The following is a 16,634-nucleotide window of genomic DNA, read 5'->3' as shown; positions in this document are numbered from 1 at the left end:
TTCCTGGCCGTCGAAGCTGGAGGAGGCGTTGTGACCACGATCCACCCGCCGGGGCCCGATATCGTCCGCTGGCCGGGGCTGGCCGCTCCCCCACCGTCGCCGTTGCGAGCGGGCATCGCCGAGCGGCTGTTCCGCCACGCCGTGCGCACGCTGCCGGTCCAGGTCCGGATGCCGGGCGGGCAGCGGCTCGGCGCGGGCGGCCCGGACTCGCCGGTGATGCGCATCCTGCGCCCCACCACGTTCTTCCACCGCCTAGGGCTGGACGCCAAGATCGGCTTCGGCGAGTCCTACATGGCGGGCGACTGGACGAGCACCCGGCTCGCCGACCTGCTCACCCCGTTCGCGCGGCGGATGGCGACGCTGGTGCCCAAGCCGCTGCAAGCGTTCCGCCGCGTGGTGGAAGGACCGCAGCCCGGCGCGGAGCGCAACACGGTCGACGGGGCGCGGCAGAACATCCACCGGCACTACGACCTGTCCAACGAGCTGTTCGCCACGTTCCTTGACGAGACCATGACGTACTCGTCGGCGTGGTTCACCCCGAGCTCCACCGACCTCGCGCAGGCCCAGCGCCGCAAGATCGACGGCATCCTGGACTACGCGGGAGTGCGCGGGGGGACCCGCGTGCTGGAGATCGGCACCGGCTGGGGCGAGCTGGCGATCCGAGCCGCCCAGCGCGGCGCCGAGGTGACGTCGCTGACCATCTCAACGGAGCAGAAGGCACTGGCGGAGCAGCGGATCAGCGCCGCGGGCGTCAACGACCGCATCCAGGTCCAGCTGCGGGACTACCGGCACGCCGAGGGCCGCTACGACGCGATCGTGTCGGTGGAGATGATCGAGGCGGTCGGCCGCGAGTACTGGCCGACGTACTTCGGCGCGCTGGACCGGCTGCTGGTGCCGGGCGGGCGGATCGGGTTGCAGGCCATCACGATGCCGCACGACCGGATGCTCGCCACCCGCGAGACCTACACGTGGATCCACAAGTACGTCTTCCCCGGCGGGCTGCTGCCGTCGCTGCGGGCGATCGAGGACAACCTCGCGAAGACGAGCCTGCGGCTGGTGGAGCAGCGCTCGCTCGGGCCGCACTACGCGCGGACGCTGCGGGAGTGGCGGGACCGGTTCACCGCGCGGTGGAGGCAGGTCGCCGACCTCGGCTTCGACACCACCTTCCGGCGGATGTGGGAGTTCTACCTCGCCTACTGCGAGGCGGGTTTCCGCGCCCGCTACATCGACGTGTGGCAGCTGGGCATCACCAAGGCGGCATGAGCGAGGGCCCGGCCGTCACGGCGGACGGCCGGGCCCCTCCGCTCGTGCTCAGTCGGCGATCTTGACGAGCATCTTGCCGGTGTTGGCTCCGCGCAGCATGTCGATGAACGCGGTCGGCGCGTTCTCAAGGCCCTCGACGACGGTCTCCCGCGCGACGAGCTTGCCCTCGGCGAGCCAGCCGCCGACCTCGGCGAAGAACTGGTCCTTGAGGTCGCCGTACTCGTTCACCAGGAAGCCGCGCAGGTTGATGCTCTTGCCGATGGCCGCCATCAGGTTGCGCGGGCCGACGGCCTCGCCCTTCTCGTTGTACTGGGAGATCGCGCCGCACAGCGCGAAGCGCGCGCCCCGGTTGGCCACGGACAGCGCCGCCTCCAGGTGCTCGCCGCCCACGTTGTCGAAGTAGACGTCGATGCCGTCGGGCGCGGCCTTCTCCAGCTGCTCCAACACGGGGCCGTCCTTGTAGTTGAACGCCTCGTCGAAGCCGAGCTCCTCGGTCAGGTGCGCCACCTTCTCCGCGCTGCCCGCCGAACCGATCACCTTGGCGGCGCCGCGCAGCTTGGCGATCTGGCCGACCAGCGCGCCGACCGCGCCCGCCGCGCCGGAGACGAACACCACGTCGCCCTCGCGGAAGTCGGCCGCCTTGAGCAGGCCCGCGTAGGCGGTCAGGCCCGGCATGCCCAGCACACCGAGGAAGGCACCGACCGGGGCGAGCTTCGGGTCGACCTTGACCGCGTTCGCGCCGTCGACCACGGCGAACTCCCGCCAGCCGAGGCCGTGCAGCACGACGTCGCCGACCGCGAAGTCCGGGGACTCCGAGGCGACGACCTCGCCGACCGCGCCACCCTCCAGCGCCTTGCCGACCTCGAACGGCGGCACGTAGGACTTCGCGTCGTTCATCCGGCCGCGCATGTACGGGTCCACGCTCATCACCAGGTTGCGCACCAGGACCTGACCGGCGCCGACGCCGGGCAGCTCCGCCTGGGTGACGGTGAAGGTCTCCTGGGTCGGCCAGCCATCGGGGCGGGCGGCGAGCCGGACCTCGGTACCGGTGGACGGAAGCGTCATCGCGGACTCCTCGAAAATTCTGTCATCGACTGACAAAAAACATACCATGACATCTCTGGGGACGCGAAGTGGCACACTGGGGAGGTGACAGCGGCGACGGACGACCTGGGGCTTCGCGAGCGCAAGAAGCGGCGGACCCGCGCGGCGCTGATGGACGCGGCCCTGGAGCTGTTCTCCGCCAAGGGATACGACGCCACCACGGTCGAGGAGATCGCCGCCGCGGTGGAGATCTCCCCGCGCACGTTCTTCCGCTACTTCGACGGCAAGGAGGACGTGGCGCTCGGCCAGCTCTCCGCGATGGACGACGACACGGTCACCGCGCTGGCCACCCGCCCGGCGGACGAGCCCCCGCTGCCCGCGCTGCTCGCGGCGTACCGCGGCATGCTCGACCGGCTCTACGACGACGAGGGCGGGGCGGAGCGGTTCCGCGCCACCCACCGCCTGATCGACCGCAGCCCCACCCTGCTCGCGGGCTCACTGCGCCGCTCGGCGGAGACCGAGGACCGGCTCGCGGTGATCATCGCGGAGCGCCAGGGCGTTGACGACGCCAGGGACCTGCGCTGCCGCCTGCTGGTCCGGCTGGTCTTCACCAGCGGCCGTCTCGGCGTGGAGGCGGCCTGCCGCCGCGGCGAGACCTGCGACGTGGCCCAGCTGCGCGCCACCGTCGACAAGGCCCTGGAGCTGGGCACGGCCGGACTGCCCACCGAGTGGTCCACCTCCGCCTCCCGCTGGTAGCCCACCGCCCCAGCCCACTCGCACCGGGGTTCGCGTTTTGTAGGCTTAATGCGAATTGGGAGCGCTTTCTGGCGCAACATGCCTACAAAACGCGAAAACCCTGACCACGCCAGCGCAGGCGCAGCGCGGTGCGGTGATGTGCCGGCCAGGTGCTACGTGGCCGCGGGGAGAGGGGCCGCGGGGAGGGGCGTGGTGGGCAGGTCGGGCGGCGGGGTCGCCGGGAGGACCAGGCGGAACGCCGCACCCTGCTGACCCGGTGGCGGCTCGACGCACGCGAGGTCGCCGCCGTGCGCACGCGCGATGCCTCTGGCGATGGCCAGGCCGAGGCCCGCTCCCGCCTTGCCCGTGGTGCGCGCGTTGTCCAGGCGCACCAGCCGGTTGAAGATCCGCTCGCGCTCCGCCGGTGGGACACCGGGGCCGTCGTCCAGCACCAGCAGCTCCACCCGCGAGCCGACGCGGGCGATGCGCACGCGCACCGTGCCCTCCGCCGAGGCGTGGCGGCGGGCGTTGTCCAGCAGGTTGCCCACCACCTGGCCCAGGCGCAGCGGGTCTCCGGCCAGCACCGGAGCGTCGCCCTCGACGTGGACCCCAACGGCAGGGGCCAGCAGGCGCAGCCGCTCCACCTCCGCCTCGGCGAGGGCGCGCAGGTTCACCGCCTCGAAACGCAGCTCCAGGCCCGCGTCGATCTGGGCGAGGGAGAGCAGGTCCTCGACGAGCCTGGTCGCGCGGCGGGCCTCGCGGACCATCATCACGTGCATCCGCTCCACGTCGTCCTGGTCCGCGCCGGGGCCGAGGCGCACCAGGGTCTCCGCCGCCGCCTGCACTCCGGCCAGCGGCGTGCGCAGCTCGTGCGCGGCGTCGGCGACGAAGCGGCGGGTCTGCTGCTCCGAGGCGCGCGCGTGGGCTTCCGCGCCCTCCAGCGCGTCGAGCATCTGGTCGAAGGCCACCGCGGTCTTGCCGAGCTCGGTGTTCGGCCGGATCGGGGCCAGGCGGCGGCCGCGGTCGCCGAGCGCGATCGAGCGGGACAGGCCCGCCATCACCTCCAGCGGGCGCAGCGCGAGCCGGATCGTGATCACCAGGACGAGCACGGTCAGGCCGAGGGTGCCGAGCCCCACCAGGAGCAGCACGTTGCGCAGCCGGTTCTGCGCGGGCTCGGGGGAGTCGGTGAGCAGCACGACGCTGACGCCGTGGCCGACGGGCTTGTCCAGCTGCACCGTGCCGCCGAGCTCGGCGAGCGAGTCGATCCTGCCGTTGTAGTAGTACAGCGCCCCGTTGGGCTGGCGCACCACCACGGTCACCCCGCCGAAGCTGTACTTGGCGGAGAAGTCGCTCGGGTTCATCGGCCGCCCCTTGGCGGCGCGCTCGACCTGCGCCAGCTTGGCCTCCACCTTGCGGTCGAGCTCGCGCTCGGACTGCAGCTGGAAGGCGGTCTGCACCGCGAAGGCCATCGCCAGCAGCGCGACGCCCACCACCACGATCACCATCATGGTGACCCGCCTGCGCAGCGAGAACGTGCGCAGCCCGACGTCGCGGGTTCTCACGACTCGTCGGCCCGCAGCACGTAGCCCAGGCCGCGCACGGTGTGCAGCAGGCGGGGACCGTGCGCCTCCAGCTTCCGCCGCAGCGCGCTCACGTGCACCTCCACCAGGTTCGGGTCGTAGTCGTCGTAGCCCCATACTCCGGTGAGGATCTGCATCTTGCTGACCACCCGGCCACGCTGCGCCGCGAGGTAGCCCAGCAGCCGCAGCTCCGTCGCGGTCACCTCGATCTGCTCGCTGTCGCGCAGCACCACTCCGGAGTCCGCGTCGATCACCAGGTCGCCGACCTGCACCACCGACGGCACCCGGCGCAGCCTGCGCAGCACCGCGCCGATCCTGGCGACCAGCTCCTCCAGCTCGAAGGGTTTGACCACGTAGTCGTCCGCGCCGCCGTGCAGGCCGCGCAGCCGGTCGGACACCGCGTCCCGCGCGGTCAGCAGCACCACTCCGGCCTCGCTGCGGCGGCGCACCACGTCCAGCAGCGCGAAGCCGTCACGACCCGGCAGCATCACGTCCAGCACCACCAGGTCGGGCCGGAAGCGCAGCAGCTCCTCCTCCAGGGTGGAGCCGTCGGCGTGGCCCGCGACCGCGTAGCCCGCGTCGGCCAGCGCGGCGAGCACCGCGACCCGGATCGTCTCCGCGTCCTCGACGACAAGGACCCTCGCTGGCTCGCTCACCCTGCCATTTTGCCGGGCAGCACTGAAGACTCGCTGAAGGCCTGCCGGAGACCTCACTCGTTCTTGAGCACCAGCACGCCCGGCAGCGTCAGCACTCGGCGACGATCTCCCCGGCGAAGGCCCGCGCCCGGCCGACGCCGTGCTCCGCATGCCAGACCACGCCGAGCACCGACTCCGGCAGCCCGGTGACCGGCACGAAGACGACCGAGCTCCGCCGTCCTTGGTGCTCGGCCGTCGAGCGGCACAGCAGCATCCCGCCCCGGCCCGCCGCGGCGAGGCCCAGGCCTTCCTGCAGTGTGCCGGCGGTCGGCCCGCGCGGTATCCGACGGCCGCCGGGAGTGGTGTCGGGGGCCTGGGCGCGGCGCCAGTACTCGGGGGCGGGGCCGTGGATCCCGATCAGCGGGCACTCCGCCAGCTCCTCGGCGGTGACGAGCTCCTTGCCCGCGAAGGGATGCCGGGGCGAGACGGCGAGCATCTGCGGCTGGCGCGAGAAAACCGGGCCGAGCACGAGATCCTGTTCCTCCACCGGCAGCAGCACCACCGCGGCGTCGACCTCCCGTCGGCGGAGCGAGCCGAACGGGTCGGCGAGCGGGATCTCGGTGAGCTCCACCGCGCGGTCCGGATGCCGCTCCTCGAACCCGGCGATGGCCTTCGCGAGGTGGTCGTCGATTGTGCCCTGGAAACCGATGCGCAGCACACCGCCGACCCCCCGCGCGGTGGCCCGCGTGTGGTCGACGGCGGCCCGCAGCGCGCCGTAGGCCGGGCGCAGCTCGGCGAGGAACTTCTCCCCCAGCGGAGTCAGCTCCGCCCGGCGGCTCGTGCGTTCGACCAGCGGCGCGCCGATCCGCCCCTCCAGGGAGCGGAGCAGCTGGCTGACCCGGCTCTGCGACACGTAGAGGCGTTCTCCGGCGCGGCCGAAGTGCAGCTCCTCGGCGAGTACCAGGAACGCCTCCAGTTCGCGGATCTCCAGGCCGCTCATCGTTCTTCTTCCTCCACCGTGGATCCAGTAGTCCCGCTCATAGAAGGATGAGACATCGGCCGTTGTTCCCTGCCCTGCGCGGCGGTTGCCTGAAACACATGGTGCAAAGGGAAACAACGCACAGGACAGGCGGCTGGCCCGCGGTGAGCGCTGCCGCGGGGGCGACCTTCACCGTGGTCACCTCGGAGATGCTGCCGGTGGGGCTGCTGACCCCGATCAGCCGTGACCTGGCGGTCACCGAGGGCACGGCGGGCCTGACGCTCACGGTCACCGGCCTGGTCGCGGCGGTCTCCGCGCCACTGCTGGTCCCGGCGCTCGGGAGGTTCGACCGGCGGGTCGTGCTGTGCGCGCTGATGGCGGTGCTGGCGGCCGGGAACCTGCTGGCGGCGTGGTCGCCCGGTTTCACCGTCATGCTGGTCGCGCGGGTGCTGGTGGGAGTCGGCATGGGCGGGGTGTGGGCGATCGCGGCGAGTCTGGCCGTGCGGCTGGTCCCGCCGAGGTCCACGGGATCCGCGACCTCGCTGATCTTCAGCGGCATCGCCGTCGCGTCCGTGCTGGGCGTCCCGGCAGGCGCCTACCTCGGGGAACTGGCCGGCTGGCGTGCCGCCTTTGCCGGCACCGGCGGCCTGTCGCTGCTGGTGCTGGCTGCGCTGGCGATGTCACTGCCGTCGTTGCCCTCGGAAGGGGACGTCCGGCTGGGCGCGATGCTGCGGCTGGCCGGTGCGCCGCGGGTGCGAACCGGGCTGATCGTGGTGGCGCTGCTCGTCATCGGGCATTTCGCCGCGTACACCTACGTCCGGCCGGTGCTGGAGGAGGTGTCCGGGGTGGGCGCGGGGCTGATCGGCACGCTCCTCCTGGTCTACGGGCTCTTCGGGATCGCGGGCAATTTCGCCGCGGGCGCCGGGGCGGCCCGATCGCCACGGGGGACGCTGCTGGTGCTCGGCGGGACGTTGTCGGCGACGATGGCGCTGGTTCCGATCTTGGGGCTGACCACGCTGGCCGCGGCGGCATTGTTGGTGGTCTGGGGCCTGGCGTACGGCGGCGTCTCGGTGGCCGCCCAGTCGTGGATGCTGGCGTCCGCACCGGAGGCCCGCGAAGCGGCTTCGGCGCTGTTCGCCGGGGTCTTCAACGCGGCGATCGCGCTCGGTGCGCTGACCGGTGGGCTGGCCGCCGACGTAGCCGGGACCACCACGGTGATGTGGCTCGGCGGGGTGTTCGCGGCAGGGGCGGTGCTGGTTCTCGGTGCCGCCGGTGCCCGGTCTTGGCGAGGAAACCGTCCGGGACGGGTGCGGGATGGCTCGCGACTCGGCCTGAAGACTCGCTGAAGACCTGCCGGAACACGCGAGATCCGGTACCCGTGTCGGCGACCCTGACCGAATGGACCAGCAGGCACAGAGCAGCAGGAAGCGCCGGGCGCTGCTGGGCGCCGGCCTCGCGCTGACGCTCGGCCTCGGCACCGTGGGCGGCGTCGCGCTCGCACAGGGCTCGGACACCCCGGTGAACGCCGTGCACGGCGAGGCCAAGCCCGGCAAGCACAAGAACCGGCAGAAGCAGGCGAAGGGCGTGCTCGTCAGTGGCACCCTGGCCGCCGTCGGCCAGGGCACGCTGAAGATCACCAAGGACGGCGGCGGCGAGGTCTCGCTGACCACCGACGACGCCACCAAGGCGCGCGGCATGCGCACCCTCGGGGACTTCAAGGCGGGCCAGCGCGTCACCGTGCGCGCCAAGGACGGCAAGGCTCTCGCGGTGGTGCTGACGAAGGCGCACGCCAAGGGCACGGTGACCGCCCTCAACGGGCAGCGCGCGACCCTGGTGACCACGGGTGGCCTCACCCAGGCGCTCGACCTCACCGCGATCGCCGAGAAGCCGAAGGTGGGCGACGTCGTCAACGCGGTGGGCGAGGCGATCGAGTCCGGCTCGGTGCTGCGCGTCGAGCGGCTCCGGCAGCTGCCGAAGTAGCCCCCGCCCCACACAGGCCGCCGCGACCCCGGCACCCCCCTGACCGGGGTCGCGGCCCCACCCAGAATGAGAGCGCTTCCAAGCAGGTAGAAGCGCTAAGCTGAGCGCCTTCGTCGAGGACGGAAGGCGGACGAGGCGTGCAACTACCGGGACCACCACCCACCCTGGAGGACGTCGCGGTCCGGGCCGGGGTGTCCAGGGCGACCGTGTCCCGCGTGATCAACAACCAGCCGCGGGTCAGCCCGGAGACCACCGCGGCGGTGCTCGCCGCGGCGGCCGAGCTGGGCTACACGCCCAACGCCGCGGCCCGCTCGCTGGTCACCCGGCGCACCGGCGCGGTCGCGGTGGTGCTCTCCGAGCCGGAGAACATGATCTTCGACGACCCGTTCTTCGCGGCGGTGGTCCGCACCTCCTTCCGCGAGCTGGCCCGGCACAACCAGCAGATGCTGCTGCTGCTCGCGCACCGCGCCGAGCAGGCGGAGCGGGTCGGCCACTTCCTGCGCACGGGCCACGTGGACGGCGTGCTGATGTTCAGCCCGCACCGCGGCGACCCGCTGCCCGAACTGGCGCGCGAGCTGCCGTTGCCGGTGGTCTTCGGCGGGCGCCCCTGGCTGGCGGAGGACGGCGACAGCCTGCACATCGTCGACGCCGACAACCACGGCGGAGCGGAGCTGGCGACGCGGCACCTGCTCGCGCGCGGGCGCGGCAACACGGTCACGATCACCGGGCCGATGGACCACCGGGCCGCGGTCGACCGGCTCGAAGGCTGGCGCAGTGCGACGGACTCCGACCGGACCGCCACCGAACTGCGCAGCGCGGCGGGCGACTTCACCAGGGCGGGCGGCGAGCGCGCCATGACCGAGCTGCTCGCGCGCGTCCCCGACCTCGACGGCGTGTTCGCGGCGAGCGACCACATGGCGGTCGGAGCCCTGGCCGCGCTGCGCAAAGCGGGCCGCGAGGTGCCGCGTGACGTCTCGGTGGTGAGCTTCGACGACCACCCGGCGATCGCGGCGTCCGCACTGCCCGCGCTGACGGCGGTGCGCCAGGACCCGGTCGGCATGGTCGCGGAGATGGTGACGAACCTGCACGCGCTGCTCGACGGCGAGGACCTCGCGCCGAGCTGCCGCATCCTGCCGTCCACCCTGACCGAACGCGCCTCCGCCTGAGCCGTCCACCAACCGGTTTTCCCGTGCCGCACTGCGCCGTACTGCACCGTGCGCCCGGGCTGGCGTGGTCAGGGTTTTCGCGTTTTGTAGGCATGATGCGCCAGAAAGCGCTCCCAATTCGCATTATGCCTACAAAACGCGAACGAGGGGGGCACGGGTGGAGGCCGCGGGTGATGTGGTGGCGCTTCCTGCACGGCACCGCACGGTTCACCGCTTCGGGGGCTTGGGGCGAGCGCCCGTGCGCGTTCGCCCGGCGCGCGGGCAGTCGGTGGGCACAATGCCGCGGTGCCCCTCCCCCGACCTGACCGGCGCGCACTGTTGCTCGGTGTTGGCGCGCTCGGCGCACTGGCCGCCTGTTCCGCGCCCGCGGCGTCCCCGCGCGCGAACGCCCCCGTCAGCACCGAGCCGCTGGACGCGGTCCGCGCGGACGGTCCCCGCCAGGCGGGCATCGCCGATCCGCCCATCGCCCAACGGCATTGCGATCTGTCCATTTGGGACGTTCCAGACTGGCGGTCGACGCTGCGCGCGCTGCTGGCGGGCTGGAGCGAGCTGATCGTGTCGCTGGCCAACGGCTCCGCGCCCGCGCTCGCCGGACTCGCCCCGAGCGCGCTGACGGTCACCGTCGGTCTCGGCCCGCGGGTGGTCGCGGCGATCGACCCGGCGCTGCCGGGAGCGCAGGACCTGCCCGCCTTCGCCGGCGAGCGGATCTCCGAGCAGCACCGGGGCGGAGACCTGATGCTCCAGGTCTGCGCGAGCGACCCGCTCGTGGTGTCACTCGCCGTCGGGGAACTGACCCGAGCCGCCGGAACCGCGCTGCGATCCCGTTGGCGGCAAACGGCTTTCCGAGGTCCCTCACGGCCGGACGGCGCGGCGCGCAACATGCTCGGCTTCGTCGACGGCATCGTGGTCCCGCGCGGTGAGCAGGAGATGAACCGCGAGGTCTGGCTGGAGGGGCCGGAACGGGTGCGGGGCGGCTCGATCGCGGTGGTGCGCCGGATGCGGCTGGACGCGACCGGGTTCCTCGGCCTGCCGACGACCGAACAAGAGCAGATCTTCGGCCGCCGCCGGGACACCGCCGAGCCCCTGTCCGGGGGCGGCCCGGAGGCGGAGGTGGACCTCGGCGCGAAGACCGCGGACGGCCAGTACCTGGTGCCCGCCGACTCCCACGTGCGGCGGGCGCACCCGCTCACCAGCGGATCGGGCATCATGCTGCGCCGGTCCTACAGCTTCGACGACGGTCCGGCGGACCGCGGCCTGCTGTTCATCGCCTTCCAGCGGGAGCTGCGCACCTTCGTCGCCACGCAGCACCGCCTGGACGAGGGTGACCGGCTGATGCGCTTCGCCGTCACCACGGCCTCCGGCACCTTCCTGGTCCTCCCCGGCCTCCCTCTGGGCCGCGCCCTCCTCCGCTGACCCTGTCGAACGAAGACCGGGGGCGTCACCTCGTGGGTGACGCCCCCGGCCGCTACTCAGTTGTCAGGCGTCCTCTCGCCTGCACCTCCTCGTGAACAGCAGCAGCACTCCGCCGCCCGCCAGCGAGAGCAGGCCGATCACCACCAGCCAACCGGTGTCGGCACCGGTGTCGGCGAGCTTGCCGGTCTGCGACGGCGCGGTCCAGGAACCCTTGCCCGGCTTGCCGGGCACGACAACCGGGGTGGTCATCGGCGGCGTCAGGCCCGCGTCCACGGTGAGCACCTGGCGGTTGGCCGGGCCGACCGTCACCGGCTTGGAGCAGCCGGTCGCCGGGTCGGCGTCGGAGTCCGTGCCAGCGTCGCCCACCCAGGCCTTGGTCAGCTTGTGGCCTTCCAACGCGGCGGGCAGCTGGCCGACGACGAAGCACACCGTGTAGCTGCCGTCGCGCACCCCGTCGAAGAGGTACTTGCCGTCAGCGTCCGTGGTGACCCGGGCGACCTCAGTGCCGTCCTTGTCCTTCAGCACGACGGGAACTCCCGAGGCACCGGGCTCACCCGGGTCCTGCACGCCGTTGCGGTTGGTGTCCACCCAGACGAGGTCGCCGATCCGGTTGGCCGGTTCCACGACACCCAGGTCGACGTTCAGGTTGTCCCGCTTGCCGGGGCCCGCGGTGATCGGCTTCGAACACCCGGTCGCCGGGTCGGCGTCGGAGTCCTTGGCGTCGTCACCCGCGTTGGGCTTGGTGAGCAGGTACCCGGAGTACTTGGTGGGCAACGACTTCACGTCCACGCACACCTGGTACTCGCCGTCCGGCACGTCCTTGAACAGGTACTTGCCGTCCGGCCCCGTCTTGACCGTGGTCTCCTTGCCGTCGGGGCCGCGCAGCACCACCGGCACGTCGGGCACGCCCGGTTCACCCGGGTCCTGCACGCCGTTGCGGTTGGTGTCCACCCACACCAGGTCGCCGATCCGGTTGGCCGGGGCGACCAGGCCCGCGTCCACCGTCAGGTCCTGGCGCTTGCCGGGCCCGACGGTCACCGGCGCAGCGCATCCGGTCGCCGGGTCGGCGTCGGAGTCCTTGCCGTCGTCGCCCGCGTTGGCCGTGGTCAGTACCGAGTCCGAGACCGCGGCGGGCAGGTTCTTGACGTCGAAGCAGACCTTGTAGGAGCCGTCGGGCATGCCCTCGAAGAGGTACTTGCCATCCGGACCCGTCGTGGTCTTGCCGACCTCGCCGCCCTTCTCATCGGTGACGGTCACGGTCACCCCGGGAACGCCGGGCTCGCCGTCGTCCTGGAGACCGTTCTTGTTGGTGTCACTCCACACCAGATCACCGATGCGGTTCACCGGAGGCGCGAGACCCGCGTCAACAGTCAGGTTCTCCCGCTTGCCGGGGCCGAGCGTGACGGGCTGCGAGCATCCGGTCGCCGGGTCGGCGTCGGAGTCGATCCCGGCGTCTCCGGCGCTCGGCTTGGTGAACTGGAGATCACCGGTCACGGCGAAGCAGACCGTGAACGTCCCGTCCGGCAGCTTGTCGAACACGTACTTGCCATCCGCACCCGTGGTCGTCTTGCCGACCTCGGTGCCCTTGGCATCCTTCACCGTCACCGGAACATTCGGGACGCCAGGTTCACCCGGGTCCTGGACACCGTTGCGGTTGGTGTCGTTCCACACGAGGTCACCGAGCTTGTTCGGCGGGCTCACGATGCCCGCGTCCACAGTCAGGTTCTCCCGCGCACCCGGACCAACCGTGACCAGCATCGTGCACCCAGTCGCCGAGTCGGCGTCGGAGTCCTTGCCGTCATCGCCCGCGTTGGCCTTCGTGGCCGCATAACCGGCGTAGTCAGCGGGGAGCGACTTCAGATCGAAGCAGACCTTGTACGAACCGTCCGGCACACCCTCGACGAGGTACTTGCCATCGGGACCCGTGGTGGCCTTGGCGACCTCCGTCCCGTCCTCCTTCTGGACCGAGACGCTGACGCCCGGGACACCCGGCTCGCCGTCGTCCTGCAACCCGTTCTTGTTGGTGTCACTCCACACCAGATCACCGATGCGGTTCACCGGTGGGGACAGCCCCGCGTCGACCGTGAGGTCCTCGCGCTTGCCCGCACCCAGCGGCACAGCCGAAGTGCATCCGGTCGCGGGATCGGCGTTGGAGTCCTTCGCCGAGTCACCCGCATTCGGCTTGGTGAACTGGAGATCACCGGTCACGGCGAAGCACACCGTGAACGTCCCGTCCGGCAGCTTGTCGAACACGTACTTGCCATCCGGACCCGTGGTCGTCTTGCCGACCTCGGTGCCCTTGGCATCCTTCACCGTCACGGTCACACCCGGCACACCGGGCTCACCCGGGTCCTGGAGGCCGTTCTTGTTGGTGTCGTTCCACACCAGGTCACCCAACTTGTTCGGCGGGCTCACGATGCCCGCGTCCACAGTCAGATTCTCCCGCGCACCCGGACCAACCGTGACCGGCGCCGTGCACCCAGTCGCCGGGTCGACGTCGGAGTCCTTGCCGTCATCGCCCGCGTTGGCGTCAGTCGGCGTGTACCCGGCGAAATCGGTCGGGAGCGCGTTCAGCGCGAAGCAGACCTTGTACGAGCCGTCGGGCATGCCCTCGAAGAGGTACTTGCCGTTGGCATCGGTCGTGGTCTTCGCGACCTCAGCACCATCCGCCTTCTGCAGCGTCACGGAGACACCGGGAACACCGGGCTCGCCGTCGTCCTGCAACCCGTTCTTGTTGGTGTCACTCCACACCAGATCACCCAGCCGGTTCACCGGCGGGGACAGACCCGCGTCGACCGTGAGGTCCTCCGGCTTGTCGCCGTTGAGCGTCACGGGCGCGGAGCACCCGGTCGCTGGATCGGCGTTGGAGTCGTTCGTCGCGTCGCCCGCATTCGGCTTGGTGAACTGGAGATCACCGGTCACGGCGAAGCACACCGTGAACGTCCCGTCCGGCAACTTGTCGAACAAGTACTTGCCATCCGGACCCGTCGTGGTCTTACCGACCTCGGTGCCCTTGTCGTCCTTCACCGTCACGGGCACACCCGGCACACCGGGCTCACCCGGGTCCTGGAGACCGTTCTTGTTGGTGTCACTCCACACCAGATCACCCAGCTTGTTCGGCGGACGCAGCCCCGCGTCCAGCGTGAGGTCCTCACGCTTGTCCGGCCCCAAAGTCGTTGTGGCCGTGCACTTCGTCGCCGGATCGGCATCGGAGTCCTTGCCGTCATCGCCCGCGTTGGGCTTTGTCAGCTGGTACCCCGCGTACTGACCGGTGAGGCCGCTGAGGTCGAAGCAGACCTTCACAGCGCCGTCGGGCAGCGGAGTGATGCGGTACTTGCCGTCGGGACCGGTCGTGGCCGGAGTGCCGATCGGCGTGCCGTCCGGACGTTGCGCGGTCACCTTCACCCCGGGAACACCGGGCTCGCCGTCGTCCTGGACACCGTTTCCGTTGGTGTCGGCCCACACCAGGTCACCGACGGAGTTCGGCGGGCTGCCGACCACACCGGCGTCGACGGTGTTGACCACCGAGCCCGGCTTGCCCAGCTCCACCTGGGCGGTGCCGGTCGAGTCCACATCGGAGTCGGCGCTGCGGCTGGGACCGGCTTCCTTCGTCGTCCACGACAGCTGTGAGATCGGTGGTTTGCCCGGCAGGCTGCCGGTGTTCACGCCGGAGTAGTCGAACTTCAGCGTGTAGCAGGTGTTCGGCTTCACGCCGTCGGCGGCGTTGAAGTAGTACTCGCCCTTGGCGTTGGTGGTCTTCGTCGCCAGCGCGGCACCACCGGCGCACGGCAGCAGCTGCACCTTCACACCGGGCAGCGCGGGCTCCCCGCCGTCCTGCACACCGTCGCTGTCGGTGTCGAACCACACGCGGTTGCCGATCTGCACCGGAGCCAGGTCGCACAGCGCTTCGAGGTCGGCGAGGCCGTTGGACTTGGAGAAGCCCTCACTGCCGTAGTCGCCGATCTCGTATCCGTTGGTGCGGTCCGGATTGGCCATGTTTCCGTCGGTGCGGTCGAACCAGCCGACACCACCGGAGTTGATGTCGATCGGGTCCATCACGGTCGAGGGCATCCGCTGCTGCTGGAGCAACAGCGCGAGACCGCCCTGGGCCGTCTCGTTGTGCGAGTTGCGATCACCCCGCTTGAGGAACTCGCCGGGGTAGTACTCCTTGACGGCGTCGGTCTGACCGCCGCCGCTCGCCGTCGCGCTGTTGTTGTTCTTGCAGGAGCCGGTCCCCTCCCACTCATAGGAGTTCCCCTTGCGGCAGACCCGGTTCACGTCACCGCCGGACATGCCGTTGTAGAGCGGCTTGGGGTCGGTCGAGCCGTTCGGCGCGTCCGCGGCGGCCGCCGTCTGGTCGCCCCAGCGGTCGCGGAAGCCCAGCACCAGGTCGCCGTTGGCCTCGACCTCGATGTCGGACAACATCGGCGACGGGTAGGTGACGTTCATGGCGTTCGGGTTGCCCGACACGTGCATGTTGTCGTCGGTGAGCGCCCACTTGTCGGTCCAGGGGTACCACTTGTCGCTGCCAGGGTTGGAGATGAACGCCGTGCCCCGTGCGAAGTTGAGCACCTTGGTCAGCACGGTGGCGAACGCGCCCGCCTTGAACGTCTGCACGACGGCCTTCACGTCGGCCTGCTTGTTCGTCGACTGTCCACTGCAGACACCACCGACGTAGACGACGCCGTCGCGCACACCGAGCCCGAACGGCCGCCAGTCTCCCGCCGCGGCGCAGCCGGGGTTGGGGATCGCGTAGGACGCCTTGGGAGCGCTCGCGGTGGCCTGGCGCGCGTCGTAGACGTAGAGCTTGCGGTCGCCGAGGTTGACGACGTAGAGCTCGGAACCGTCCTCCGACAGGTCCACGTCGCCGAGCCCCTGCTTGCCGGGGACCGCGAAGAACGGCCCGTCGTGGTGCTCGGACATCTTGTGCGCCGCGCTGCCCGCACCGGGAACCGTCGCGAAGAGCGTGGTCTTCTGCGTCGCCCGGTCGGTCACGTAGATCGCGCCGGCTCCGTTGGGGCCGTAGGCCGCGAGCCGCTTGGCGTAGGCACCGGAGAAGATCCGCTTGTCCTCGCGCTGGTACGCGAGGCCGTAGACGGTGCCGGTCTGCGTCTGCGTCGCCGCCTTGGCCGGGGCCGTGGTCCCCCGGTTGCTCGCCGGGAAGGTGACCAGGGACCGCGCGGCCGGGTCCTCCTTGGCGAGCCGCGGGTTGCGCTGGCAGGCGGTGACCATCGTGGGGTTGGCCTGGCAGTAGTCCGCCGGGTTCCACACGCCCATGGTCAGCGCGACGTTCTTGCCGCCGGAGACGTCGACGAACTCCGTCAGGCTGGACAGGGTGCCGCCCGCGGGGGCGGGCTGGAGGTAGGACATCGAGTCGGGGATCTCGGCCTCGACCCGGTACTTGCCCCCGGAGACCGAGGAGAGGTTGACCGCGACGGTGCCGTTGGCCGCCGTGGTGCCCTTGGCGGTGGCGCCGTCCGGCGCGGTCACGGTCACCGGGATTCCGCCGACGCCGACTTCGAGAGCGGCCTCGTAGGATCCGTTCCCGTTGACGTCACGGACGATGCGAACGCTGAGAGTTCCGTCCCCGGTCCCGGCTTGTCCCGGTGGCGCGTTCACCAGCCCCACCGCGTTACTCGCGACTATGGCAAAAACCAGGGCGATCAGTGTCGACCGTTTCACGCGCATCTCCCGGCCTGATTCTCCTAGATAGTTCAGTCCTTTGTGGACCAGAAGATTATGCATAGGGAGATCGCAATTCGCCGGATCGAAAACCACACCTTCAGGCGGTCATTCCCGCGACTGTTCGCCACGCATAAAAATGATCTTCACCCGGGCG

11 protein-coding genes are annotated in these 16,634 nt (G+C 71.0%); 6 read left to right on the top strand and 5 right to left on the bottom strand.

Going from position 1 to position 16,634, the window contains the following annotated elements; genetic code table 11:
• Window positions 1-30 precede the first annotated feature (30 nt).
• The gene (locus ACFFQA_RS32765) at window positions 31-1,263 is read left to right on the top strand and encodes a class I SAM-dependent methyltransferase (RefSeq protein ID WP_377860699.1); all 1,233 of its coding nucleotides are present in this window, start codon (window positions 31-33) and stop codon (window positions 1,261-1,263) included.
• Window positions 1,264-1,311: 48 nt separating this feature from the next.
• On the opposite strand, the gene ACFFQA_RS32760 is transcribed toward ACFFQA_RS32765, so the two are convergent.
• Window positions 1,312-2,328: an NADP-dependent oxidoreductase gene (locus ACFFQA_RS32760; RefSeq protein ID WP_377860697.1), complete on the bottom strand. Its 1,017-nt coding sequence runs from the start codon at window positions 2,326-2,328 to the stop codon at window positions 1,312-1,314.
• 84 nt (window positions 2,329-2,412) lie between these two features.
• Here ACFFQA_RS32760 and ACFFQA_RS32755 point away from each other — a divergent pair, with 84 nt between their 5' ends.
• A complete protein-coding gene (locus ACFFQA_RS32755) occupies window positions 2,413-3,063 on the top strand; it encodes a TetR family transcriptional regulator (RefSeq protein ID WP_377860695.1) in 651 nt (216 codons plus the stop codon).
• Between the two features lie 152 nt (window positions 3,064-3,215).
• Here ACFFQA_RS32755 and ACFFQA_RS32750 read toward each other — a convergent pair whose 3' ends face one another.
• From ACFFQA_RS32750 to ACFFQA_RS32740, 3 genes are all read right to left on the bottom strand, one after another.
• Complete coding sequence (locus tag ACFFQA_RS32750; RefSeq protein ID WP_377860693.1) at window positions 3,216-4,604, bottom strand: HAMP domain-containing sensor histidine kinase; 1,389 nt, start codon at window positions 4,602-4,604, stop codon at window positions 3,216-3,218.
• Complete coding sequence (locus tag ACFFQA_RS32745; RefSeq protein ID WP_377860692.1) at window positions 4,601-5,278, bottom strand: response regulator transcription factor; 678 nt, start codon at window positions 5,276-5,278, stop codon at window positions 4,601-4,603. Before ACFFQA_RS32745 ends, ACFFQA_RS32750 begins: the two co-directional genes overlap by 4 nt.
• 88 nt (window positions 5,279-5,366) lie before the next feature.
• Complete coding sequence (locus tag ACFFQA_RS32740) at window positions 5,367-6,257, bottom strand: LysR family transcriptional regulator (protein WP_377860690.1); 891 nt, start codon at window positions 6,255-6,257, stop codon at window positions 5,367-5,369.
• Window positions 6,258-6,400: 143 nt separating this feature from the next.
• On the opposite strand from ACFFQA_RS32740, the gene ACFFQA_RS32735 reads away from it, so the two are divergent.
• From ACFFQA_RS32735 to ACFFQA_RS32720, 4 genes are all read left to right on the top strand, one after another.
• Window positions 6,401-7,582, top strand: coding sequence for an MFS transporter (locus ACFFQA_RS32735; RefSeq protein ID WP_377860689.1), 1,182 nt, complete (start codon window positions 6,401-6,403; stop codon window positions 7,580-7,582).
• A gap of 52 nt (window positions 7,583-7,634) precedes the next feature.
• On the top strand, window positions 7,635-8,216 hold the full coding sequence (locus ACFFQA_RS32730) for a hypothetical protein (protein ID WP_377860687.1): 582 nt from the start codon (window positions 7,635-7,637) through the stop codon (window positions 8,214-8,216).
• A gap of 137 nt (window positions 8,217-8,353) precedes the next feature.
• The gene (locus tag ACFFQA_RS32725) at window positions 8,354-9,382 is read left to right on the top strand and encodes a LacI family DNA-binding transcriptional regulator (protein ID WP_377860685.1); all 1,029 of its coding nucleotides are present in this window, start codon (window positions 8,354-8,356) and stop codon (window positions 9,380-9,382) included.
• 285 nt (window positions 9,383-9,667) lie between these two features.
• Entirely contained in the window at window positions 9,668-10,795 is a 1,128-nt protein-coding gene (locus ACFFQA_RS32720) for a Dyp-type peroxidase (RefSeq protein WP_377860683.1), read from the top strand.
• A gap of 63 nt (window positions 10,796-10,858) precedes the next feature.
• On the opposite strand, the gene ACFFQA_RS32715 is transcribed toward ACFFQA_RS32720, so the two are convergent.
• Window positions 10,859-16,477 (bottom strand): SdrD B-like domain-containing protein, encoded by a 5,619-nt coding sequence (locus tag ACFFQA_RS32715; RefSeq protein WP_377860681.1) that lies wholly within the window; start codon window positions 16,475-16,477, stop codon window positions 10,859-10,861.
• Window positions 16,478-16,634: the final 157 nt, after the last annotated feature.

Source organism: Allokutzneria oryzae (assembly GCF_042429765.1).
Lineage (GTDB): Bacteria > Actinomycetota > Actinomycetes > Mycobacteriales > Pseudonocardiaceae > Allokutzneria > Allokutzneria oryzae.
Note: the sequence above shows the minus strand (reverse complement) of the source record. Positions and strands in the feature narration are given on the sequence as shown.